Consider the following 24,186-nt stretch of genomic DNA (forward strand, 5'->3'; position numbering starts at 1 on the left):
ATTTTCATATTAGTTTTTCATCATCTTGGCCACTGGTGCAACGTTCTCAAAGGTCAATTTTACCGTCTGAGCAACTTTCTTTGAAATACCGACTGCTTGAATGTCTTCGACACTAGCATCTGCAATGTTTTTGGTGGAACCGAATTTTCGCAAAAGTTTATTTCTAGTTTTGGGTCCCACTCCCTTAATACTATCTAATCTAGAAGTCATCGAATTCTTATTATGGAGTTGATGATGATAGTTAATTGCAAAGCGATGCACTTCATCTTGAACCCTTTGGACTAGATAAAAGGCCTGACTTTTCGGATTTAAATTAACGTGATGATCATTACTTCCGTAAAGCAAATCAGCCGTCTTATGTTTCTCATTTTTCACCATTCCAGCTACTGGAATGTGCAGATTAAGTTCATTTTCCAAAACATCGGTAACGGCATTCATCTGAATCTCGCCTCCGTCCATTAGGATCAAATCTGGCATTTCAGCGTGTTCCTTTAATAAACGTGTGTAGCGCCTTCTAATCACTTCGCGCGTGCTGGCTGCTTCATCGGCATGATCAACGGTTCTTAACTTATATTTTCGGTACTTCTTCTTATTCGGTTTCCCATCTTCAAATACTACCATAGCAGAAACCAAATCAGCACCCGAAATATGAGAATGATCAAAAGCTTCGACTCGTCCGAGATGACCAATTCCTAAAACGTCGCCCAATTCATCCATTGCTCCGGTAGTCTTTTTACGATCCATTTCCATTAACTTAAACTGTTCGTTTAAAACCAATCGCGCATTATGCTCTGCCATGTCCAAAAGGGCTTTCTTCTGGCCACGTTGAGGGGTTCTAACTGGCACTCCGATCATCTTCGAAAGAACATCATGGTCGATTGAGTTAGGTACCAAAATTTCTTTGGGTGGAATCCGATCAGAATCGTTATAAAATTGAACAATATAGCTAGTCATCTCTTCATTGGCGGTACTGATAATCGGAAACAATTTTTTCTCACGTTTCATTAAACGTGCCTGCCGAATAAAGAAAACTTGTACAGAAAGCCATCCCTTATCAGCATAAAAATTAAACACATCTCGTGGGGTATTGTCATGTGAAATGATTTTTTGTTTCTCAACGGTCGCATCAATGTAATGCAGTTGATCGCGCAATTCAGCTGCCCGCTCATACTCCATGTTATTTGATGCCGTATTCATTCGTTTAGTCAGTAGTTGTCTAGCAGGTCCCACACTACCGTTTAAAAATGACTTGATTTTCTTGATTTGAGCATCGTACTCTGACTTAGGTACTTTCTTAAAGCAAGCCCCCAAGCACTGTCCCATGTGGTAGTACAAACAAGCTCGTTTTTGATACCCATTACAACGTCTGAGTGGATACATCTTTTGTAAGAAATTCAAGGTTTCATCTGCAGCATAGACGTTTGGATATGGTCCAAAATAATATCCACCATCATTTTTAACGGTATTAGTAATCAACATTCGGGGATCACGTTCATTAGTAATTTTAATGTAAGGATACCCACTGTGTCCTTGCTTTAAACGAACGTTATAATAAGGCCGATGCTTCTGAATCAAAGTGATTTCAAGTAAAAATGCTTCTTTGTCATTTGAAGTAATGATTGTCTCAAAATCAGCAATGTTTCGCACTAATTTGGCTCGTCTCCCATACTGAGTACTCTTGAAATAAGAGCGAACTCGATTCTTTAGGTTTTTTGCCTTACCAATATAAATAATTTTGCCATCTTTATCTTTCATAATGTAACAACCGGGTTGATCCGGAAGTAACGTTAATTTTCGTTCAATTAAATCAGATGCCATAAACTCCCTCCTTTCCGATAAATACTACTGTTACAATTATAATGAATTAGTTACAGTTTGTATAACAAACTGACATGAAATGATTTTTTTGCTATGATGAGTTTAAAGGAGCGATCGATATGGGACTAAAAATTAGAAGAAATGAAGATCTTGATGCCATGTTCAGTAAATTCGCTAAAGAGAATCCGAAAGATCCTAACCGTACCAAGTTTTTGAATCATAAAAACAAAGAAGACCAGCGCGAATCAAAAAAGAATAAAATATTAGATCAAGACAAAACCAAATAAACACAAAATCAGCTGCTCTCACAGCTGATTTTTTATTACTTAATTTGTTGCTCAATCCAGTTCCAAATTTGATCTGCTCCGACCTTGGTTTTAGCAGAGAACATTATCAACGGTTCATCTGCTTCAAGCTCCAGCCCTTTTCGCAACGTCTGTTCTTGTTTCTTGATTTTACTTTTAGGAATTTTATCAACCTTAGTCGCTACATAAAGCACGGGAATTCCATAATACTCTAACCAATCACGCATCTGAATATCGTACTCACTCGGGGCGTGTCTACCATCAATTAAATTGATCACTCCCCGGAGCTGTTCACGTTGCGTTAGATAAGTCTCAATCATTTGAGCCCATTTTTCCCGTTCCGTTTTAGAAACCTTCGCGTACCCATATCCTGGAACGTCAACAAAGTAGAGTTCATCGTTAACGCGATAAAAATTCAAAGTTTGAGTTTTTCCAGGTTGACCAGACGTATGAGCGTAATCCTTTCGGTTAATCAACACATTCGTTAGTGAAGACTTGCCGACGTTAGATCGACCCAAAAAGCCAATTTCTGGATATCCAGTAGTGGGATACTGTTTGGGATCAACTGCACTCATTACAAGTTCAACATCATTTACGTCCATTATTATCTCCGTTTAATTACTTTGTTCCGCTTTTTAAGACCATCTTTGGTTCTTTACCACTATTTACTGAATCTGGGGTAACAATCACTTCTTTAACGTCATCACGACTTGGAAGTGAATACATGATATCTCTCATCACACTTTCAATCATAGAACGAAGACCACGAGCACCCGTATTTCTAGCAATGGCTTTTTTTGCCATGGCCTTAAGTGCAGCGTCTTCAAATTTAAGTTGGACACCCTCGAGTGATAAAAGCTTTTGGTATTGTTTTACTAACGCATTTTTAGGTTGAGTCAGAATTTTGACCAGATCATTTTCGCTTAACTTATTCAAAGCAGTCAAAATTGGAAGACGACCGATAAACTCTGGAATTAATCCAAAATTCATCAGGTCCTCAGGAATTACTTTTTGCATAATATCTTCATCAGCAACGTCTTGGGTCTCATGATTATCAACCCCAAAACCAATTGTTTTATCACCTAAGCGTCGTCTAACAATATCTTGAATTCCATCAAAAGCCCCACCAACAATAAACAGAATATTCTTCGTATTAATCTTAATAAACTCTTGGCTTGGGTTCTTTCTACCACCCTTTGGTGGAACATTAGCGGTCGTTCCCTCTAAAATCTTTAAAAGAGCCTGTTGGACTCCTTCACCAGATACATCTCTTGTGATTGAAACATTTTCGGCTTTTTTAGCAATTTTATCAATCTCGTCAATATAAATGATTCCCTTTTCAGCCCGATCAACGTCATAGTCAGCGTTCTGTAAGAGTTTCAAAAGAATATTTTCAACATCTTCTCCAACATATCCAGCTTCAGTCAACGTCGTAGCGTCAGCAATTGCAAAGGGAACGTTTAAAATTTTAGCAAGCGTTTGGGCCAGATAAGTCTTCCCCGATCCAGTTGGTCCAATCATCGCAATATTACTTTTCTGAATCTGAGCATCATCATAAGCATGTCGTTCTTGGTTACCATCTTCACTTTCATCATCATCTTCAGAATCATTCAAAGCCTTAATTCTCATATAATGATTAAAGACAGCCACCGCTAGCGTTTTTTTGGCTTCATCTTGACCAATCACATACTCATCAAGTTTTTTAACAATTTCACTTGGAGTAAGCACATTGATGTCTTCAGCATCGGTCTTGTTTAATTCATCACTCATGATCTGTTCACACAAATCGATACATTCATTACAAATATATACACCGGGTCCAGCAACAATTTTTTTTACTTGGTCCTGTGACTTTCCACAAAAGGAGCAAGTAATGGTCTCATTTTGATTTGAATCATCATACATGGTATCTCTCCTTTTTGTTAATTCGTTGTTAATTCGTCTCGTTGCCTGCAATTTGAAACTATACCATACTAATAGAACCTTTTAAAATAATTTGCTCTACAAAAAAAGACCCGCTCTAACAAGCGGATCCCATCTTGTATAAATTATTTCTTATTTTCTTTACTGGAATCCTTCTTTTCAGAAGCCTTCTTGGCAGTTGATTTTGGTTCTTCTTTAGCACTGTCAACCACAATGTCAACGGCTTTTTGAATACCAATATCATGTTTTAACATGTCATCAGATAATGCATTACGAACGGCTGTTTCTTCCATTCCGTATTGTTTAGCAAGGTTGCTAACTTCTTTTTGAATGTCTTCTTCACTAGGATCAATCTTTTCAGCTTTAACAATTGCTTCTAAGACCAAATTAGTTTTAACTCGACGATCTGCACCATCAGCAAATTGCTTCTTTAAGTCCTCTGGCTTAGTACCAGTGAGTTTGTAGTACATTTCAGCGTTAATACCCTGCTGCTGCATTCCAGCTAAGTACTGGTCCATTTGACGTTGAACGTCATCATTAATCATAACTTCTGGAATATCTTTAACAGTAGCATTATCTACTGCTTCACTAATAGCCGTATTTTCCTTGGCATCGTGAGCGGCTGATTCTTTTTGTTCCTTAAGTTCTTTTTTAACTTTGTCTTCCAATTCAGAAAGTGTATCAACATCTTCATCAACATCTTTAGCAAAGTTATCATCAAGCTTAGGAAGTTGTTTCTCTTTAACTTCATGGAGTTTAACCTTAAAGGTAGCTTCTTTGCCAGCTAGTGACTTTTCTTGATAATCCTTAGGGAAGGTAACTTTTACTTCGACATCATCGCCAGCCTTTTTTCCAATCAATTGATCTTCAAATCCTGGAATGAATGATCCTGAACCAAGTTCAAGAGAATAGTTATTTGCTTTTCCACCTTCAAAAGGCTTGCCATCAACAAATCCCTCAAAATCAATGGTAACAGTGTCACCTTTTTTGGCAGGACGATCAACTAGAACAAGTTCAGCTTGAGATTGACGCATTTTATCAATCTTAGCATCAACGTCTTTCTTGTAAACTCGAGTACTTTCCTTTGGAACGCTTAGTCCTTTGTATTGACCAAGTTTAACATCAGGTTTGACACTAACAGTAGCCTTTAAGACCCAAGGCTTCCCTTTTTCAATTGAATCAACACTAACGTCAGGTTGACCAACGGGTTCAATGCCAGCGTCTTTAATTGCTTCACTGTAAGCATCTGGTAATAACAAATTCAAAGCATCTTGGTATAAAGCTTCTTCACCATACATTTGGTTAAATACTTGTCTTGAAACTTTACCCTTACGGAATCCAGGAACTTTAATATTTTTCTTATTCTTTTTGAAAGCTCGATCTAATCCTTCTTTAATCTTATCAAGACCAATTTCAAAAGTTAATTCCCCATCATTGGTACCTTTTTTCTTCCAATCTGCCATAACATTTCCTCCAACATGAAAAATATTTACACACTTTTCCAAGTAATAGTATTCAAGTAATATTCTAACTTAAGCGTCCTCAAAAGTAAACAGCGACGCTAAAACGGCCATAGCAATAAAAAAGAGATTGAAGACATTGTCTTCAATCTCTAAATAAAAATACTAATTAATCATCGATTTCGGTAACAACACCGGCACCAACGGTATGTCCACCTTCACGAATAGTGAACTTAGTACCCTTTTCAATGGCAACTGGCTTAGTTAAGTCAACGTGGAAAGTAACGTTGTCTCCAGGCATTACCATTTCAGTTCCCTTGTCTAATTCGATAACACCAGTAACATCAGTGGTGTGGAAGTAGAATTGAGGACGATAGTTTGAGAAGAATGGAGTATGACGTCCACCTTCTTCTTTGGTTAAGATATAAACTTGACCAGTGAACTTCTTGTGGGTTTGAATTGAACCAGGTGCTGCAAGAACTTGTCCACGAACAACTTGGTCACGATCAATACCACGAAGTAATGCACCGATGTTGTCACCGGCTTCACCCTTGTCAAGAGTCTTTCTGAACATTTCAAGACCAGTAACAGTAGTCTTCAATGTGTCAGGAACTAAACCAACAATTTCAACTTCGTCGCCGACTTTGATGCTACCACGGTCAATACGACCAGAAGCAACAGTTCCACGACCAGTGATGGTAAATACATCTTCAACAGGCATTAAGAATGGCTTGTCGTCATCACGTTCTGGAGTTGGGATGTATTCATCAACAACATCCATTAATTTCATGATGTTTTCTTCTTGTTCTTTGTCACCCTGAAGTGCTTTCAAAGCTGAACCACGAACAACCGGAACATCGTCACCATTGTAACCATATTCTGAAAGCAACTCACGAATTTCCATTTCAACTAAGTCGATCAATTCGTCGTCATCAACCATGTCAGTCTTGTTCAAGAAGACAACAATGTGGTCAACACCAACTTGTCTAGCAAGCAAAATGTGTTCACGAGTTTGTGGCATAGGACCATCAGTTGCGGCAACAACAAGAATGGCACCATCCATTTGGGCAGCACCAGTGATCATGTTCTTAACGTAGTCAGCATGTCCTGGGGCGTCAATATGTGCATAATGACGCTTTTCAGTTTCGTATTCAACGTGGGCAGTATTAATAGTAATACCACGTTCCTTCTCTTCTGGTGCAGCATCGATATCAGCAAAGTCTTCAGCCTTAGCCAAGCCTTTTTCTGATAATACTTTAGTGATTGCTGCAGTTAAAGTAGTCTTCCCGTGGTCAATATGGCCGATAGTACCAATATTAACGTGGGGCTTTGTTCTTTCATAATGTTCTTTTGCCATTTATGAAACCCTCCTGTCATTTTCGTAAGATAAACATCAGCAAAACGCCAATGTCTCTTTATTATTAATTATACTACATTTCCCCTAAAAGGCAAAATTGTCACTTTTTTGGGAATTCACTTTCATATTATATCCACTGACAAATTATTTGTAAACCAGATATAGACAATTTCTTAAATTACTTTAGTAATAAATTCATGATTTTATCAATTTTCACTAACCAATGATCAATTGATTTCATTTTTTCATCATCCACTACCATATTCGGATTAATGATATGCCGATGAATAGCGGTTACCCATTCATCAGGTTCCTTAATCACATCATCAATAAACGGATACAAAATCTGAGCATCATATTCGGCCGCGTTAGAAATTTGCTGATAACGAATTGGATCATTTTGTCCATAGCGTTCCCTAATTTCCTTTTGCATTGCTTGATACGCACTAGAATCCAATTCATCAACAAGATGTGATGGTGTTAAAGTATACGTTTTTCCATCCATCCAAATATATTTAACTGGTTTATCATACTTTAACTTAGCTAAATTATTAAGTAACTGATTTCTCCATACCGGATTGACGTCTGGATCTACTAGGTTAAACTGTGCACCCTTCAAATATTGCTTATACGGGAGTTCTTCAGCCTTTTCCATTATGTCGCGCTGCTTGATTCCCGTTTGTCCACCCATGTGCATAAAATGCTTCAAGTTAGCCCGGTTAGATTCAGCTTGCTCAGAGTCATTGATTCTCTCTAAAGATTCGATTTTGCTTTTGACATCATCCTTATCTAATACATCAATTGAATCAACAATTATTCGTAATGGGATAAACTTCCGGTTTTTTAAGTAAATATTTATTAATAATTTAACGTCATTTTCAACAAAATAATTAAAGTTATCTTCTAATAATTGATATGATTCAACGTACTTTTTTTCATTAAAGAGCGAGTGTCCCAACAAATCAATCACATTGTAATCGTCAACTTCATCATACAAAGCCAACAATTCCTGTGAACTTTTCTGATAATGTTTTTGCCTAAAGTCTGTTTGTGCTTTTTTTAATCTTGCCTTTTGATGATCATTCAATCTATTATCCTCACATAAGAAAACAAAAAAATTGAGCCGGGGCTCAACTTCTTTAGTCTTCTTGATCGTTTTTATTGTTAGCTTTTTTTCTTCTATGGTGTTGATTGACTTCCATAATAACTGGAAGAATCACTGGTCTTCTCCCAGTCTTTTTGTATAGAAATTGTCCAAGGTCTTCTCTAACATCTTGTTTTAAATGACCCCAGTCAAACTCCTTGTTATTAAGGTTATTCTGGACCGCTTCAGATACAATATCAGCTGCTTCTTTAAGCAAGGATTTATCAGAATTAACGTAAACAAATCCCCGAGCCATGATTTTGGGCTCTGAAATAATTTTTTTCTTCTTGCGGTCGATAGTAACAACTGCCACGAAGACACCATCTTCCGATAACACTTTTCGATCTCGTAATACAATGTTTCCAATGTCTCCGACACCAATTCCATCAATCATGGTGTCAGAAGCTGGGACAGCTTCTGACAAAAACATGTTTTCACCATCAAACTCAATTACATCACCTTTAGCCGGTAAAATAACGTGTGATGGTTTTATCCCAACTTCCTCAGCTAGCTCTTTTTGTGCTTCCATTAATCGATACTCACCTTGGATTGGAATTAAGTAATCAGGATGAATTAAATTAAGGAGCAGTTGAAGATCATGCTTGCTGGCATCCCCTGAAATATTCTTTTCATCAGCAATGCTCATGACCTCTCCACCAGCTTTATAGATCATATCGCGAGTCTTAGCCCATGGAGTGTCCATTGCACGGGATGGACTGGTAGCAATCAAGACCAGGTCACCTGGCTGAATATCAACGTCTCTGTCTCGGTTATCAGCCATTCTTTGAAGTGATTCCATTGGTTCACCGTTCTTACCGGTTTGTAGAATCAAAACTTCATGCGGATTCATTTGCTCTAACTCTTTTGCAGATTCAATAAACAAATCGTCAGAAGGTAACGTTAACTTGCCAAGTTTCAACGCAGTATCAATAACCTCTTCTAGACCCTTGCTGGTTAGATAAACTCTCCTACCTGACTTAGACGCAGCGTTTAATACTTCTTGAATTCTTAAAATATTATTAGCAAGACAGGCAACGATCACACGACCCTTCTGATAGTGGAAGGTTTCATAGAGATAGTCTCTGATCTCTTTCTCGTCAGTACTCTCTTCCGGATTGTCAGCATTTCTTGAGTCACTTAAAAGTGCCAACACGTGTTCTTTACCAATATCAGTAAGAGCTGAATAATCCGTTTTGTACCCGTCAGCAGCAGTCTGATCAAACTTAAAATCACCAGTATAAACAATGTTTCCGAGTTCAGTACTAATCACGATCCCAACTGAGTCAGGAATTGAATGAGTGGTATCAAAGAAACTAACCGTGCCATCCTCAAATACAATTTCGCTTTTACTATTAATGACGTGAAAATCATTAAATTTCTTAGTCTTCTTATTATCGGCAACCGCCAACTTTGCCAAACCAATCGTTAACTCCGTTCCAAACACGGGAACGTTAAATTCACTTAAAAAATATGGAAGTGCACCAATTGCATCTGCGTGACCGTGGGTAAGAAAAACCCCGACAATTTTATCGGCGTTATCCCTTAAATACGAAAAATCTGGGATTACAAAATCAATTCCTAACATTTCGTTTTGAGGGTATTTTAGTCCACAATCCAAAATAAAAATACTATTATCATTAATTTCAATGGCATAAAGATCCTTGCCATTTTCTCTCACTCCACCCAGTGGAATGATTTTGATGTTCTTTTTCATAATTACTTGTTCCTCTCAAAAAATTACTTACGATTAAAATTAACTATTTTATGCGAAGCTTGGCCTCTAAGCGCTCATGATATCTGTTAACAGTGTAACATATTTATATTAAGCACTAAATTATTTATGTATAAAAAAAGAGCGGAAAAAATCCGCCCTATTAAAATCAAGATTAACGACGTAATCCTAATTCCTTGATTAATTTACGATAACTTTGTACATCATTGTTACGTAAGTAAGCAAGAAGATTTCTTCTGTGACCGATCTTCTTCATAAGTCCACGTTGTGAATGAAAATCCTTTTTGTGGGTCTTCATGTGTCCATTAATTTCATTAATATCAGCAGTCAGTACAGCAATTTGTACTTCTGTCGAACCCGTGTCACCATCGTGTTGAGCAAACTTTTTAATAATATCGTTCTTTTGTTCTTTAGTTAAAGCCATTATTACATTCCACCTTTCTAATCTAATCCCTCAATCTGAGTAATACGTCAGTGACTCGCAAAACTAAGATTAAGTTACTTATTTAATATAACCTAAAAGAAAGCGTTATTCAAGTTATCATTAAAAAATTAGTCTTGTTTTTGGTGCTATTGCAATTAATCAATGGATTTTGTATAATTAAGAACGTCAAAAGATGTGAATAATTGAATTTATTTCACAAGGTGGAGGTGAACTTAATGCCAGTAATTAAATCTGCTATCGAACGTATGCGAACTAACGAAGAAGCTAGAAAGAAAAACGCATCTCAAAAGAACGAAATGAGAAGTGCAATCAAAAAATTCGAAAAAGCTGAAGCTTCTGGTGCCGATGATTTAGATAGTGTATACCGCAGTGCTGTTGCAGCAATTGACCATGCAAAATCTAAGGGTCTTATCAAAGCTAATAACGCTAACCGTAAGAAGTCTCATTTAGCAAATAAACTTGCTAAAAACGACAACTAAAAAAAGAATCCGATTAATCGGATTCTTTTTTTATACTCTGATTTAGTTTAACGGCAAACATTTCAAACAACAATTCTGGATCAATACTCGTACTTTTCAGTTGCTCTTCAATTTCTACCAAACTAATATATGCATCTCGTAGATATTCTCTAGGATACTTGCGATTGTTCCTGATTGCTAACTTTACTCGATACGGGTGGACCCGTAAAGAACTTGCTAAATTCCCCTGACTATAGCCAAAATAATCTAAAATTTTAACTTGCAGTAATAATCTGAACTGACTAACTAAAATTGCATTGATTTGAATTGGCTCATGCTTCTGAGAAATTAAATCATGATAAAACTCGATTGCTTGCGTTGTTTTACCACTCATTAAATAATTAATTAAATCAAAAACGTTTTGATCCATCGATTTTGATACTAACGAATCGACCGCATCAAGCGTTATTTTTTTATCATTGATTTTGTATAAAAAGAGTTTATCTAATTCATTCATAACACTAGCCAAATTACCCGAAGTTCGAGAAAGAAGTTCTTCAAGTGCATTTCGATCGATCGAATATCCACTGTTCTTAATCTTACTTTGCACTAACTGCTTAATTTCCCTTTCAGAAAACCGATTTAAGTCGATTACTTCCGCACGTTTTAAAAGCTCCTTGCTAACTTTTTTTCTAGCATCTAACTTTTGGTATGGAGCAAAAAAAGCTAGAGTTGTTTCATCAGGAGCATTCTTCAAATAATTTATGAGTTCTTCTGAATGATGAACGGTTTTGCTTTTATTTTTTTCACCGGTTAAAAAATATGGATTCTTAATGAAGACTAGTCGTTTTTTTCCAAAAAAGGGAATTGACATCGCATCATTTAGTGCAACGGAAAGCGATGTTTCTTCCATATCATAAGTAGCAAAATTCATTGTCCGTTCATCATTTGGGATCAGAGACTTTAGTTTCTTTTGAATTATATCGATCCAATAATCATCATTTCCAAGGATTAAATAAATTGATTTAGGATCACTATCAATCTGATTAACTTGTTCTACGACACTCAACGACGTGCCACCTTCCACTTTGTTTCAAATTTTCCAATTTTGTTATTATTTTTGAACTTATATCTAATCATACCATTCTTTTTGGTACTGATAATTGCAACATGTTGTTGGTTCATTGTATCAATAGTTTCCTGATTTGGATGATTATAACGATTATGACGACCCGCAGATATCAGAGCAACTTTAGGATTAATTGCCCTGATAAATCTAGGATCGGATGAAGTCTTACTTCCGTGATGACCTAGCTTGATCACATCAACTCGCAAATCAGGATATTTTTGGATAATCTTAAGTTCTTCCTCTCGGTTCAAATCACCCATAAAAATCCACTTCAAACCGCCAATTTTACCAAAAAGTACCATGGAATCTTGATTTTCACCAGACCCACTTTTCATCGGATGAACAACTTGAAATGGGGAATTTTTAATTCGATTTCCAGTCTTGGCATCAAGCAACTGAAACTGTCCTTGATACGGTCTAATTCGCCTTAAAAAGCTTTGATTATTAGTCATCCCCCACGGAACATAAACCCGATCAACCTTCATTTTACTTAAGAAGGCCGGCAAATCACCAACATGATCAGCATCTTGATGACTTAAACAAACATTATCAAGTTTTGAAATCCCAATGCTTTTTAAATATTGGATTGAAGTATCATTGGCTTGATAAATTTTGGCCCGCTTCTGTTTGCCAAAGAAATTAGGCTTTCCGCCAGTGTCAATCAACGTAATCGAACGATTAAATGGCTCTCTAACAAGAAAACTATCCCCTTGACCAACATCAAATGCATCAACTTCTCCATTCATTGGAAAATGAATCATCACAAAACCAATGCTAAAAAATAACACTAAAAGAATCATTCGCTTCATAGTTACTTTTTCAATGAGTAGTAAAGAAATTATTACCATTAATAAAACGATCCATACGTTTAGTTTCCCGATCACCAAATTTCCTGGAAGCCTTGAAAGAAAATTTAAAAGCTGGTCAAATGTCTTTAAGGTTGTATCAATTAATGAAACAATCAAATCAAATTTTAAAAATGACAGCAAATATCCAATTAACACAATCGGAAATATAAAGGTTGAAAAGAAAGGGACAAATAACAGATTGGCAAACAAAGATAATGCATGCCATTCATACATATGATACAAAATAATCGGTAAACTAATTAAGTTAAGTAGGATAGTTTGTTTTAAAAACCCACAGTTTTTCGTCAGGATTAACCCAAGTGATAATAAATATGAAAGCTGACACCCAAACTGAAAAATAAACAATGGATTAATCAGCAAGTTGATCATCACCGCACTGGACCAGATATCTAAGGGAGATATGTCAAGATACACTTTATCTAGACCCAAGCGTTCTTCGGCCATTATAATTGCCCGAAGTAAACTAGCTCCTGCACCAGCAATTACAAAGTAAAATGGAAGAAAAATGATTAAGAATGAATTAACCTGCTCCCTTCTCAATCGCAAAGTCGTCATAATCCACGTAATCAAACCAATTAAATAATAAACGTGCATCCCCGAAATTGTGAATAAGTGGATGAGGCCCAAGCGTTGGACCCCGGTCAGTTCTTCTCTAAAATCACTACTCCGACTTCCATAAATGATACCCAAAACGTACATCCGTAGATGTTTAGGTAATTGATCACACGTTTTAATCATTTGAAACCTTAAGTCGTGAACCCGATCACCTAAACCTTGATTGCTACAAATCTGACGGTATTTAATTTGATCACATTTAATTTCACTCACAATTCCCTTAGCGCGATTAAAACTCTTGGAGTCAAATTGAGCAAAATTGGGTGGTGAATCAATCAAACTAAGTTGGCCATCAATAATAAATTCGCTGGTGTGATTAAGATGAAGCAAAGCATCTTTTTCACTCTTATTTTTTACAAACCCATAAATTAATACCCGCTGTTTTAGCCGGGGAATTTCTACAACTCCACTATACGTATCTCCATGAAGCTGTAATTCATCTGGATGGACCTTAGCTATCCAAGTCGAAGTCGTTTCTGTCTTAGGTATCACCCTAACTTGTCGGTTAATGTGATTTTGCCAAATTCCAAAAAATATCAGTGGAATTAGCAGTGAGATGACACTTTTTGAAAAGAAACGGGGAATTCTTAAAAGAAAGATACGAATCAACCATAAAATTAATAAAACAATTCCAATTACGTGATTTCCAAAAAATGCGAATGCACCAAGCACCCACAAAATGGATGTAAAAACCAAAAAATTCTTTTTAATTATTTATCGACGGATAAGAATGATTCAAACGGTAGATTATTAACATCATTTTGATTAACATCAACTTTTTCTAAAGAGACATGTTTCATGTCCAATAACTTTTTAGCATACTCACTGTTATGATAATTTCTTAAATACTTGATTTTAATGATCCCGGCCTGAAGTAACATCTTTGTACACTGCAAACAAGGTACATCAGTGACGTATAACTCAGCATTATCAGTTGACTCACCAAACTTAGCACATTGTAGAATGGCATTCATCTCGGCGTGGATTGTTCTTTGACAATGACCATCTACTAAATAACACCCTTCGTCAATACAATGGACGTCTCCTGATACTGAACCGTTATATCCACAAGCAATTACTCGCTTATTTCGCACCAATACCGCACCGACAGATCGTCGATTGCATGTGCTTCTGGACGCAACTAACATCGCTTGCAACATGAAATATTGGTCCCACGGAATCCTTTTCTTTTTCATAACTGTCATCACCTTCACTAGAATAGTTAAATCTAGTATACCAATATTTATCTATCACAGTTGCTTCAAACAGTAATCGAACTTTTCAAATTTGCAACGGTCTTATCACCAAATCCAGGAACGTTTTTCAAGTCCTCAGGCTTTTTAAATGGGCCACTTTGTTTCCGATAAGCAATTATTTTATCAGCCTTCTTATCACCAATCCCATTTAGCTGTTGAAGTTTAGCTTTATCTGCTTCATTAATATTAACCTTTCCGCTATCAGAACCCTTATCACTTCCAGCCGAATTGCCTGATGAATCACTAGCAACTTGATTGGTCTTTGGTAATCCATTAATTTCTCCACGAATTGGGACATAAACAACCTGTTGATCAGACAATTTTTGCGCCAAATTAATGTGTTTAGCATCCGCTGAACGATTAAAACCACCTGCTAATTCAACTGCATCAGAAACACGCATGTTTTTACCAACCTGATAAACTCCTGGTTTATTAACTGCTCCCTTTACATCAACATACACTTGTTGGTGATCATCATTCCCATTGCCTGCCGAATTCTCTGCGGTTGATTTAGTAACGTTTTTTCTGCGATTTGCTTTGGCTGTTGTTTGCAAATTAGTACGTGGTGCCTGCCCGCTACTATTTTGAGATGCAAAAACACAATATCCCAGCAGTCCAACCACAATAATTATCAATCCTCCAATAATTCTGAACTTGTATTCCTCAATAAATTCATATAGCTTATCCATCTTTCTCTCCTTTCACATTTAAATACGAAAAAAACACAGCTTTTAGCTGTGTTTTTGATTTAAATAATTCAAAGCTTCATCAAAAGATGTGACCGGAACAATTTTCATTTTAGGGGCATACCTTTTGGCAGTTGCTTTAGCCACTTGGTAATTAGTCTTATGACCTTGCTCCATTCTTAAAATTGGCTCAGTCGGTTTAACGTATGGACAAAAGAAAACCTGTGCGCCACTCTTATTAGCAGCAATTATTTTCTTATCCACTCCACCAATTTCGCCCACTTGACCATTGGCGGCAATCGTCCCAGTTCCTGCAATTCGTTTGTAATCGTAATTCGTATGTTTTAATTCACTATATACTTGCAGGGCAAACATCAGACCACCAGAGGGTCCACCAATTTTTCCTGGGTTAATATTGGCCTTAGGATCAGTTTTAACACTCATATCATCAATCATTCCGATTCCAATCCCATAAAACCCCTTGACCAGTTGTTTCTTTGTGCCGATCGCCTGTTTATCTTTTCCATTCCGTTTAAAAGTAATTTTAAGTTGCGCATGCTTGGGTAAACTTTGAATGTACCTTACATATTCGGGACCCTTATATAATTTTTTTCCATTTATTGATTCAACCAAATCACCAGGCTTCAATTTATTGGCGAAATCGGATTGCGGATAAACGTTTAATACATACACACCATGATAACTTTGCTTAATCTTACCATGAGCTTTGTGGTAGCCAACATAAATTGCATTATTGATAGCCGTCTTCATATAAATATCTTGTACGTTATCATACTCTTGATTACTTTGATTTCCCATCACATCTGACGTTTTCTCAATTGAAACATGGGGATTCACTTTTGAATACAAGTAAGTGATTGGTCTAGCCTGCGACATTGAAACTGCAGTGATCATAAACTTATTCTTCTTATTTGGTTTAATTCCTTGAATTTTAACCATTGGTTGAATGTTAACGGCTTCACCAGGCGCTTCAATCAAAGCATTAAGCGGCCAAAAAAGGAACCACAATATAAAAATAATGATCCCTAGGAAAATCAAAAAATATCGGTTATGTTTAATCCATTTCCAGATTGTCTTCACTGATTTCTCTTCTCCTTTAATGCCTCACACACAACGTTAGGAACAAATTTTGATACATCTCCACCAAAATGATTAATCTCTTTAACCATTGAAGACGAAATCAATTCATAATCATGGTTGGCAAACAACAACACGGTCTCAATTTGCGAATCCAACATTTGGTTTAAACTAGCAATTTCCTGTTCGTTTTCAAAGTCTTTAGTATCCCGAATCCCTCGGATCAGGATATTGGCATGTTCTGCTTTTAAGAAATCAACCGTTAAATTAGAATAGACCTTAACAGTAACGTTTGAATAGCCAGCCACACACGTTTCAACCATTTCTTTCCGTTCTTTAGGGGTAAACAACCCCACTTTACTCGAATTGTCGCCAATGGCAACGACAACTTCGTCAAATAGTTGCGTTGCTCGCTTAATAATATTCAAATGTCCATTGGTAATGGGGTCAAAGCTACCCGGATAAATGGCTTTTTTCATAATTTTTCCCTTTATATTAAAATTTGATAGATTGATATCACCGTTAAACCATAATCTTTTTGTTTAATGAGGCGATAGTTTTTAACATCATCAGACATATCAGTTTGATTGTCAGTCTCACAGATTACCATCCCATTATGACTTAACAAACCACTATTGCTAATTTCTTCTAGTTGTTTAACCATCTGTTGCTTTTTATATGGGGGATCCAAGAAAATATAGTCAAAGAAATGACCTTCTTCTCTCAATTTAACCAGTGCTGATTCGGCATTCATCTTCCACACAGAAAAATCAGCAGCATTCGGATCAATCGCAACGTTCTGTTTAATAGTTTTATACGCAGCATACTGTTTATCAACTAAAACGGCATGATCCATTCCCCTAGAAATGGCCTCAAGGGAGACGGCTCCTGATCCGGCATATAAATCCAGAAAACTACCGCCATCAAAGTATGGTCCGATCATGTTAAATAACGCTTCTCGCACTTTGTCGGTTGTTGGGCGCGTCCGATTCCCAGGGACTGGTTTAATTTTACGTCCTCCAAATTTTCCTGAAATTATTCTCATTTTTGTTTCCTACTCTTCAACGTTATTTTCAGCATTAATCTCACCAAAAGTAAGTGCCAAGTCAACGGTTTTAGAGACACCAACCTTTTTAACAAACCTAAGTTTACTAATTTCTTGGATAGTCGTATCTAAATCAGAACTATCAACAAAAATAATAACATAATGCATCTTTTTCGATACAAATCGAATATCACCAAATCTCTTTAGGTTTTTAATTTGACGAATCGAGTATGTTGAAACAATCAATTCCGTTCGGTCAGTTAATTTGGCCATGATTTCACCTTACTTCACTTTTTTATTACTACGTTCTCTTTTTTCTACTCTACTAATATAAAGGACTAGTCCAAGACAAATGGAAAGTGCCGTTATACTTGAACCCCCGTAACTGATAAATGGAAGTGCAACTCCAGTTAAAGGAATCATACCAACCGCACCACCAGCATTGAATAGAGTCTGAATAAAAATGTAGGCAGCAGTTCCATAACAAATCGTACTATAAAAAGTATCGTTAGTTCGACTGCCAACTGCGATAATTCTTAAAACGAGATACAACAAGAGTCCCAAAACGACTAAAATACCAACGATCCCAAGTTCTTCGCCAATAACTGCAATTATAAAATCAGTATTTGGCTCTGACAAGTAACCCATCTTTTGAATACCGTTACCAATCCCGACACCAAACCAACCACCGTTACTAATTGCATAATAAGAATTTACCAATTGATGCCCGGTAGTCTGAATGTACTTAAAGGGGTCGGAAAAACTAATTAATCGTTGAAACTGGTAACTATGAAGATGATCTAAAATTCCATCAAAGGGTTTAATCCAAATCCTAAAACCTAAAATAAAGATGCCAATTACAACAATCCAAATTCTTGAAGCCTTAAAGTTACTTCCGGCTGCCAGAATCATCAGTAAAATAATGAATAAGTTAATTGCAAAACCACCGGTATCAGGTTGGAAGAAAATTAAAACGAGCATGATAATTGGAAGTAGGCTTGGCTTAGAAACAGTTCTAAACTCTTTAAATAACCCAACGTTCTTAAAGAATGGTCTTTCGTGTGCTAAAACATTTGCGTAATACAAGATGAATAACGGCTTACAAAATTCAGCCGGTTGAATACTAACTGGTCCAATTCTGATCCATCCGGCTGCCCCATTCGTACTAGTACCAAAAAACTTCAAAAACACTAAAACAACGGCCATAAAAACCATTGCTAACACATAGAACTTTAAGTTACCCTCAAGCAATTTACTTCTTAGCCTTGAAAAAAACAACAGAACAATAAAACCAACAAACACAAATATCGATTGCAGAATCAGATAACGAAACGCCATATTAGTATGAGCGCTTAGCCCTTCACTAGATGAAAAGACCATGACAATTCCAATCAAACTCAGTAATAGGTACGGTACCATAATGTACCAGTCTAGCTGTTTTAAGTATTTAATCATATTAATCTCCAACTGAATATGTAAAATCCATGAATTAATACCTCTCATTATACTAGTATCACCAAATAAAAAAAGACTATTTAGCAATGGTTAAATAGTCTTAATTATTTTAATTAATTGTGACGACGCTTCTTAGCTGCCTTTTCACGTTCATTAGTATTTAAAATTCTCTTTCTCAATCTGATATGATCCGGAGTAACCTCACAAAGTTCATCCTCATTTAAGAATTCAAGTGATTCTTCAAGGGTCATATGAACTGGTTCCTTAACCTTCGCAATATCTTCGGATCCAGCCGCACGAACGTTGGTCTGATTACGGCCACGGGTAATATTAACCGAAATGTCATTATCTCGTGCGTTTTCACCAACAATCATACCTTCATAAACATCGGTACCAGGATCAGTGAAAATCTTACCACGGTCTTGGACAGCCATGATGGCATAAGTAGTCACTTTACCGGAATTAATTGAAACCAAGGTCCCATTACGACGACCAGGATTCCAATTTTTGATAGCTGGAAGGTATTGACTGAATGAATGGTTCATAATTCCGTATCCACGAGTCAATGACAAGAATTGGGTGCTGTATCCAATTAACCCACGTGATGGAACTAAGAAAGTCATTCGAACCTGACCATTTCCAACGTTTTCCATGTTTTTCATCTCACCCTTACGTTGTGACAAGGTATCAATGATTGAACCAGAATATTCTTCTGGGGTATCAATTTGAACGGATTCAAATGGCTCACACTTAACTCCGTCAACATCCTTATAAATAACTTCAGGACGAGAAACTTGAAGTTCATAACCCTCACGACGCAAGGTTTCAATCAAGATTGAAAGATGAAGTTCCCCACGTCCAGAAACAACCCAAGCACCTGGATCATCAGTGTCTTCAACTCGAAGAGAAACATCCGTATGAAGTTCCTTCTTCAGACGATCGCCAAGTTGACGAGCAGTCAGATACTTCCCGTCTTGACCTACAAATGGTGAAGTATTGGTTCCAAAAGTCATCCGAAGGGTTGGTTCGTCAATTCTCAAAACAGGAAGTGGTTCCTGCTTATCAGGGCTAACAACGGTTTCACCAACGTTAATGTCTTCCATTCCAGAGACAGCAATTAAATCTCCGGCCTTAGCCTCATTGATTTCAACTTTTTGAAGACCAATGAATCCCATCAATTTAGTAACACGGAACTTCTGAGTGCTCCCATCAAGTTTCATGAGAACAACATTATCCCCAACCTTGATCTTACCTCTGAAGACACGGCCAATCCCAATTCGACCAACGAAATCGTTATAATCAAGCATTGCAACTTGGAATTGTAATGGATCGTCTGAATTATCGATTGGTGAAGGGATGTTTTTGATAATGGTATCAAAAACCGGCTTCATAGTGTGTTCCTGCTTTGAAACGTCAGGATCATAACTTGAAGTTCCGTTCATAGCAGAGGCATAAACAACTGGGAATTCCAGTTGTTCTTCATCAGCACCTAATTCAATGAATAAATCAAGAACTTCATCAACAACTGCTTCAGGTCTTGCACCAGGCTTATCAACTTTGTTGATTACAACGATTGGAGTCAAATGTTGTTCCAAAGCCTTCTTTAAAACAAAACGGGTCTGTGGCATTGTTCCTTCGGCTGCATCAACAACCAAAAGGACACCATCAACCATTCGCATGATACGCTCAACTTCTCCACCAAAGTCGGCATGTCCTGGAGTATCCAAAATGTTAATTTGTTTGTCGCCATATTTAACGGCAGTATTTTTTGACAGAATGGTAATTCCACGCTCACGTTCAATCGCGTTAGAATCTAACGCACGATCTTGAATCTCAGTGTGATCATTCAATGTGTCAGATTGCTTTAATAATTCATTAACCAAGGTCGTCTTACCATGATCGACATGGGCAATGATGGCAATGTTTCTAATATCGTCTCTTGTTTTCAAAAATGTTTCCTCCTCAAAAAAGCAATTCAAAAATTTGCAATTTGATAAGTTAATAACCCAACTTCGATAAAAAAGCTGTGAGTCCATCACAGCTTTTGATTAACGCTTCGTCGAAATTTTCAGAATATCTTTTTGCGCCTTTTTTGTCGCTAACAAAACTGTGTTTGATGATAGCATATTTATGGGCTTGCCGTCAATAGTAGAAACGGTCATCCCAAGCGTTTCAGCAAGAACACGACCAGCAGCAATATCCCAAGGCCTTAAATGCGAAATATAACCGATTGTCTCCCCGCAAAGAGCAGCAACGATTTCGATCCCAGCACTACCATAAATTCGATAACCAGAACTATCCTCTGCAATTTCTTGCATATGATAAACATCCCTAATAACAAGCGGACCACTCATTCCAATCAACCCATCTTCAAGAGAACCGTTAACTGGAGGATTCATTGTCTCAGAATTAACATAGATACCAATATCAGGGCCACCATGATACAACTTGTTATTTATAACATCATAAATGAACCCGAGGGTTGGTACGCCATCGACATAATAGGCAATCATCATTGCGAAGTGATTACGTTGCTTTACAAAATTCATCGTTCCATCGATTGGATCTACAATCCAAACCCGTCCGTTTAAATTGTCAATTTTGTCACCTAAGCCCTCTTCACCGAGAACTTTACTGTCAGGTTTAAGTGCTTTTAGCTGTTTTACAAAAAACTTTTCGTTGTCTTTATCAATGTTTGTAACTAAATCTTTCCTTCCAGTTTTTTCATCTACGTCTAAATGACCATTTAATCTTTCCATGACAAACGCACGTGCGGTTTTTAAGATTTGGCAAACATCTTGATCAATTTTATTTAAATCATCTACTGTTGTGATGGAAATCATTCCTTTCGCTTAATGGTCTTTAAATCCGAGTTTTCTTTTGCTAATTTAATAACATGGTACACATCTAAACCAGACTGCTTTTCAAAATCTCTTTGTAAATTATTTTGTTCGACTCTTGCCGGATTAATCTCACAGAAGCGTCGATAACTATCCATTAGCTTCTTTCGATTAACTCCCTTATTATAAGCCATTTCAATATTTTCAAAGAAATGACAAACATCAATTAATTCTTTTCGACTCCAATCATCAACAATGGGATAAGAATAACTATCATTAGTTTTTCGAGGCATTTTTTCCTCCATTAATCACGGCTGCAATAATATTGTCGGCCCATTCAACGTCTGAGTTTAACTTTTTTTGTTCGTCCTCTGAAAGCTGAAGTCGAATCGATTGAGCTGCTCCATTTCGATTAATTAGTTTGGGGCTAACATCCAGCCTTAGCTCATCTTTTTCTTTATCAACATTTACAACTGAACAAATTAACGATTGGCCCTCATACATCGAAAAAAGTAGTCGGACAATAGCTTTACTTTGGATCATTTCATTAATAACAACCCCCTGATCATCAATCACTTCTTGAACTTGAGTAATGATGTCACTACTATAGTTGTTACTATCATCAGCCAGGTATGAAAGCAAGGTTGCAGGACCAATGTAAACCCTACTCCACGCGACTAAATTATTAGTATTTAATCCTAAGACATTGACATTAATATCATCAGCACTAACGTCAAAATTCCTTTGGAGCTCATTCTTTAGTAGCATTTCTTGGGGAAGAGTTCCAACGCCAATGATATTTTGATTATCAAGTCCAGAAAAACTTGCTGCAAAATACGTAAAAACTTCATCATGAGGGGCATCAATCACTATTTTACCGCGAAATCCATTTGAGACACAGTCATTGATTAAATTCCTTAGTTTATCAATTTCCGGTCTCAAGTCTTCTGCAATTTGAGTAGCATCCGTCAACTTGGGATTATAGAAATCAATGTTTGGCAAATACAATAATGCATCGAAATTATTTAATTCTGGCTTACTTGCAATCTGGATTGACAAGTTATGACACATCTTACTAGAAAAGACGGTTGATCGAACTTGTTCACTGTCGTCTACTTGGATAGTAACGGGAAAGTCTAAAACAATTAAAGCGTTCAAAAGTGATAAGATCCTGGTTATGCTTCCTTTAATTAATATTTTTGGTTGCATTCCAATTCCTCCATTCTTTGTTTTTAAAGAATTTATTAATTTTTTGCTTGTTAATAAAATACCATTTCAAATTTCTTTTTGCACATAAGAATAAATTAAAATACTGAAATACCATGAAATTAACTGGTTTTGCGATTTATGATAAAATAACTGGTAGAAGTTGACATGAATTAGGAGGTAAAACGTTATGTACTTAATGAAAGACATAACTCGAGAGGGAAATCCTGTGTTACGGGAACAAAGTCAACCCGTTAAATTTCCACTTAGCGATGAAGATCGTAAATTAGGCGAAAAAATGATGCATTACTTGGAAGTTAGTCAGGATCCTGAACAATGTAACAAATACCATTTGCGAGCAGGAGTTGGTTTGGCAGCTCCACAAGTTGGACAATCCAAATCAATGGCTGCTGTTTTAACCCCACCAGAAGGCGAAGACCAAAAATCGCCCTTCAAGGCAATTATGATAAATCCAGTTATTATCTCAAACTCCGTTCAACGTGGTGCATTAACTGAAGGTGAAGGATGCTTATCGGTCGATCGTGATGTCCCTGGTTTTGTTCCGAGGGCAGACCGTGTTACGATTAAATATCAAGATTTGAACGGTAAAGTTCATCAAGTCAGGTTAAAACACTATCCAGCCATCATTGCTCAACATGAAATTGATCATCTTCACGGAACTTTGTTTTACGATCATATCGACAAAGATGATCCATTTTCCAAAACCGAAGATGAAGTATTTTTTGATTAATATCGTGTTTTTTGTGGGAGACGTTACTACGTCTCCCTTTCTTTTTCATTTAACTTATCCAAATCACTTAAATATTCATGAGTTGCAGGATTAATAACATTGGCTACATCAAAAACCATTACACTTTTGTTCAACCAACAGTCAGTCACAATCAACGTTTTTTTATGATTGGAGTCAATAAAACCATCTGAAATGGCATATTCAGATAGTTTTTGATTAAAAAGGTCCCGTAAGAGATCCGCATCATCATAGCCCTCTTTTACAACGCAACGATATTCAAAAACCATCACTCCCCTACCCCAGAAATCAGACAGTACTTGTGACCCAACGTAACTTTGCACAATTTCACGTTTGTCTTCAACCTCAAAGTATTTGACCACTTTATAGATTTCGCCATCAACGCTATGCTTCATTTTTAACTGATACCTTTTGGTCGGTAAAGTGACAAAAAAATAGTGCAAACAGTTATAAATTAAAAAAGCAACAACAATTGCAACGACCAATTCTAAAAATATTTTCACTGTTCTTCTCCCATTATTGATTATTAGGTAAATTTATAGATCAATTCTAACATGAAACATGTTTGTCGATTCA

At 36.7% G+C, this 24,186-nt stretch carries 25 protein-coding genes; 3 read left to right on the forward strand and 22 right to left on the reverse strand.

Going from position 1 to position 24,186, the window contains the following annotated elements; genetic code table 11:
* Positions 1-9 precede the first annotated feature (9 nt).
* Positions 10-1,818 carry an excinuclease ABC subunit UvrC gene (gene uvrC / locus AC6UDA_RS04415; RefSeq protein WP_500711082.1) on the reverse strand — a complete coding sequence of 603 codons (1,809 nt, stop codon included), beginning with the start codon at positions 1,816-1,818 and terminating at the stop codon, positions 10-12.
* Positions 1,819-1,937: 119 nt separating this feature from the next.
* Between uvrC and AC6UDA_RS04420 the strand changes: the two genes are divergently transcribed.
* Positions 1,938-2,105, forward strand: coding sequence for an SPJ_0845 family protein (locus tag AC6UDA_RS04420; RefSeq protein ID WP_500695557.1), 168 nt, complete (start codon positions 1,938-1,940; stop codon positions 2,103-2,105).
* A 35-nt stretch (positions 2,106-2,140) separates the two neighbouring features.
* Here the strand turns inward: AC6UDA_RS04420 and yihA are convergent, their stop codons facing one another.
* The 7 genes from yihA to rpsO form a co-directional block, all read right to left on the reverse strand.
* Complete coding sequence (gene yihA, locus AC6UDA_RS04425; protein ID WP_500693888.1) at positions 2,141-2,725, reverse strand: ribosome biogenesis GTP-binding protein YihA/YsxC; 585 nt, start codon at positions 2,723-2,725, stop codon at positions 2,141-2,143.
* A gap of 16 nt (positions 2,726-2,741) precedes the next feature.
* Positions 2,742-4,028, reverse strand: coding sequence for an ATP-dependent Clp protease ATP-binding subunit ClpX (gene clpX, locus AC6UDA_RS04430; RefSeq protein ID WP_500711084.1), 1,287 nt, complete (start codon positions 4,026-4,028; stop codon positions 2,742-2,744).
* A 143-nt stretch (positions 4,029-4,171) separates the two neighbouring features.
* A complete protein-coding gene (tig, locus tag AC6UDA_RS04435) occupies positions 4,172-5,509 on the reverse strand; it encodes a trigger factor (RefSeq protein ID WP_500711086.1) in 1,338 nt (445 codons plus the stop codon).
* Positions 5,510-5,675: 166 nt separating this feature from the next.
* On the reverse strand, positions 5,676-6,863 hold the full coding sequence (tuf, locus tag AC6UDA_RS04440; protein ID WP_500693891.1) for an elongation factor Tu: 1,188 nt from the start codon (positions 6,861-6,863) through the stop codon (positions 5,676-5,678).
* A gap of 178 nt (positions 6,864-7,041) precedes the next feature.
* On the reverse strand, positions 7,042-7,950 hold the full coding sequence (locus tag AC6UDA_RS04445) for a hypothetical protein (protein WP_500711088.1): 909 nt from the start codon (positions 7,948-7,950) through the stop codon (positions 7,042-7,044).
* A gap of 52 nt (positions 7,951-8,002) precedes the next feature.
* Complete coding sequence (locus AC6UDA_RS04450) at positions 8,003-9,721, reverse strand: ribonuclease J (RefSeq protein ID WP_500711090.1); 1,719 nt, start codon at positions 9,719-9,721, stop codon at positions 8,003-8,005.
* A 172-nt stretch (positions 9,722-9,893) separates the two neighbouring features.
* On the reverse strand, positions 9,894-10,163 hold the full coding sequence (gene rpsO / locus AC6UDA_RS04455; protein WP_500693894.1) for a 30S ribosomal protein S15: 270 nt from the start codon (positions 10,161-10,163) through the stop codon (positions 9,894-9,896).
* A gap of 236 nt (positions 10,164-10,399) precedes the next feature.
* Between rpsO and rpsT the strand changes: the two genes are divergently transcribed.
* On the forward strand, positions 10,400-10,663 hold the full coding sequence (gene rpsT, locus AC6UDA_RS04460) for a 30S ribosomal protein S20 (protein WP_500695552.1): 264 nt from the start codon (positions 10,400-10,402) through the stop codon (positions 10,661-10,663).
* 13 nt (positions 10,664-10,676) lie between these two features.
* On the opposite strand, the gene holA is transcribed toward rpsT, so the two are convergent.
* The 13 genes from holA to AC6UDA_RS04525 form a co-directional block, all read right to left on the reverse strand.
* Positions 10,677-11,711: a DNA polymerase III subunit delta gene (gene holA / locus AC6UDA_RS04465; protein ID WP_500693896.1), complete on the reverse strand. Its 1,035-nt coding sequence runs from the start codon at positions 11,709-11,711 to the stop codon at positions 10,677-10,679.
* Entirely contained in the window at positions 11,708-13,864 is a 2,157-nt protein-coding gene (locus tag AC6UDA_RS04470; protein ID WP_500711092.1) for a DNA internalization-related competence protein ComEC/Rec2, read from the reverse strand. Before AC6UDA_RS04470 ends, holA begins: the two co-directional genes overlap by 4 nt.
* Before the next feature lie 101 nt (positions 13,865-13,965).
* On the reverse strand, positions 13,966-14,451 hold the full coding sequence (locus tag AC6UDA_RS04475; protein WP_500695550.1) for a ComE operon protein 2: 486 nt from the start codon (positions 14,449-14,451) through the stop codon (positions 13,966-13,968).
* A gap of 65 nt (positions 14,452-14,516) precedes the next feature.
* Positions 14,517-15,200 (reverse strand): helix-hairpin-helix domain-containing protein, encoded by a 684-nt coding sequence (locus AC6UDA_RS04480; protein WP_500711094.1) that lies wholly within the window; start codon positions 15,198-15,200, stop codon positions 14,517-14,519.
* A gap of 42 nt (positions 15,201-15,242) precedes the next feature.
* Complete coding sequence (locus AC6UDA_RS04485) at positions 15,243-16,298, reverse strand: SepM family pheromone-processing serine protease (RefSeq protein ID WP_500711096.1); 1,056 nt, start codon at positions 16,296-16,298, stop codon at positions 15,243-15,245.
* On the reverse strand, positions 16,295-16,774 hold the full coding sequence (gene coaD / locus AC6UDA_RS04490; RefSeq protein ID WP_500693901.1) for a pantetheine-phosphate adenylyltransferase: 480 nt from the start codon (positions 16,772-16,774) through the stop codon (positions 16,295-16,297). The genes AC6UDA_RS04485 and coaD overlap by 4 nt, the downstream gene beginning before the upstream one ends.
* Positions 16,775-16,785: 11 nt before the next feature.
* Complete coding sequence (rsmD, locus tag AC6UDA_RS04495) at positions 16,786-17,340, reverse strand: 16S rRNA (guanine(966)-N(2))-methyltransferase RsmD (protein ID WP_500711098.1); 555 nt, start codon at positions 17,338-17,340, stop codon at positions 16,786-16,788.
* Between the two features lie 9 nt (positions 17,341-17,349).
* Positions 17,350-17,613: a YlbG family protein gene (locus AC6UDA_RS04500; protein WP_500693903.1), complete on the reverse strand. Its 264-nt coding sequence runs from the start codon at positions 17,611-17,613 to the stop codon at positions 17,350-17,352.
* A 9-nt stretch (positions 17,614-17,622) separates the two neighbouring features.
* On the reverse strand, positions 17,623-18,795 hold the full coding sequence (locus AC6UDA_RS04505; RefSeq protein ID WP_500711100.1) for an FtsW/RodA/SpoVE family cell cycle protein: 1,173 nt from the start codon (positions 18,793-18,795) through the stop codon (positions 17,623-17,625).
* Between the two features lie 113 nt (positions 18,796-18,908).
* Positions 18,909-20,744 carry a translational GTPase TypA gene (gene typA / locus AC6UDA_RS04510; RefSeq protein WP_500693905.1) on the reverse strand — a complete coding sequence of 612 codons (1,836 nt, stop codon included), beginning with the start codon at positions 20,742-20,744 and terminating at the stop codon, positions 18,909-18,911.
* A gap of 99 nt (positions 20,745-20,843) precedes the next feature.
* Positions 20,844-21,635: an inositol monophosphatase family protein gene (locus AC6UDA_RS04515; RefSeq protein WP_500711137.1), complete on the reverse strand. Its 792-nt coding sequence runs from the start codon at positions 21,633-21,635 to the stop codon at positions 20,844-20,846.
* On the reverse strand, positions 21,635-21,928 hold the full coding sequence (locus AC6UDA_RS04520) for a UPF0223 family protein (protein ID WP_500711102.1): 294 nt from the start codon (positions 21,926-21,928) through the stop codon (positions 21,635-21,637). The genes AC6UDA_RS04515 and AC6UDA_RS04520 overlap by 1 nt, the downstream gene beginning before the upstream one ends.
* Positions 21,912-22,844, reverse strand: coding sequence for a Rossmann-fold NAD(P)-binding domain-containing protein (locus AC6UDA_RS04525; RefSeq protein WP_500711104.1), 933 nt, complete (start codon positions 22,842-22,844; stop codon positions 21,912-21,914). The genes AC6UDA_RS04520 and AC6UDA_RS04525 overlap by 17 nt, the downstream gene beginning before the upstream one ends.
* Before the next feature lie 187 nt (positions 22,845-23,031).
* Here AC6UDA_RS04525 and def point away from each other — a divergent pair, with 187 nt between their 5' ends.
* Entirely contained in the window at positions 23,032-23,592 is a 561-nt protein-coding gene (def, locus tag AC6UDA_RS04530) for a peptide deformylase (RefSeq protein ID WP_500695546.1), read from the forward strand.
* 26 nt (positions 23,593-23,618) lie between these two features.
* On the opposite strand, the gene AC6UDA_RS04535 is transcribed toward def, so the two are convergent.
* Positions 23,619-24,113 (reverse strand): hypothetical protein, encoded by a 495-nt coding sequence (locus tag AC6UDA_RS04535; RefSeq protein ID WP_500693909.1) that lies wholly within the window; start codon positions 24,111-24,113, stop codon positions 23,619-23,621.
* Positions 24,114-24,186: the final 73 nt, after the last annotated feature.

It is taken from the genome of Fructilactobacillus sp. X8R4C1 (assembly GCF_059900905.1).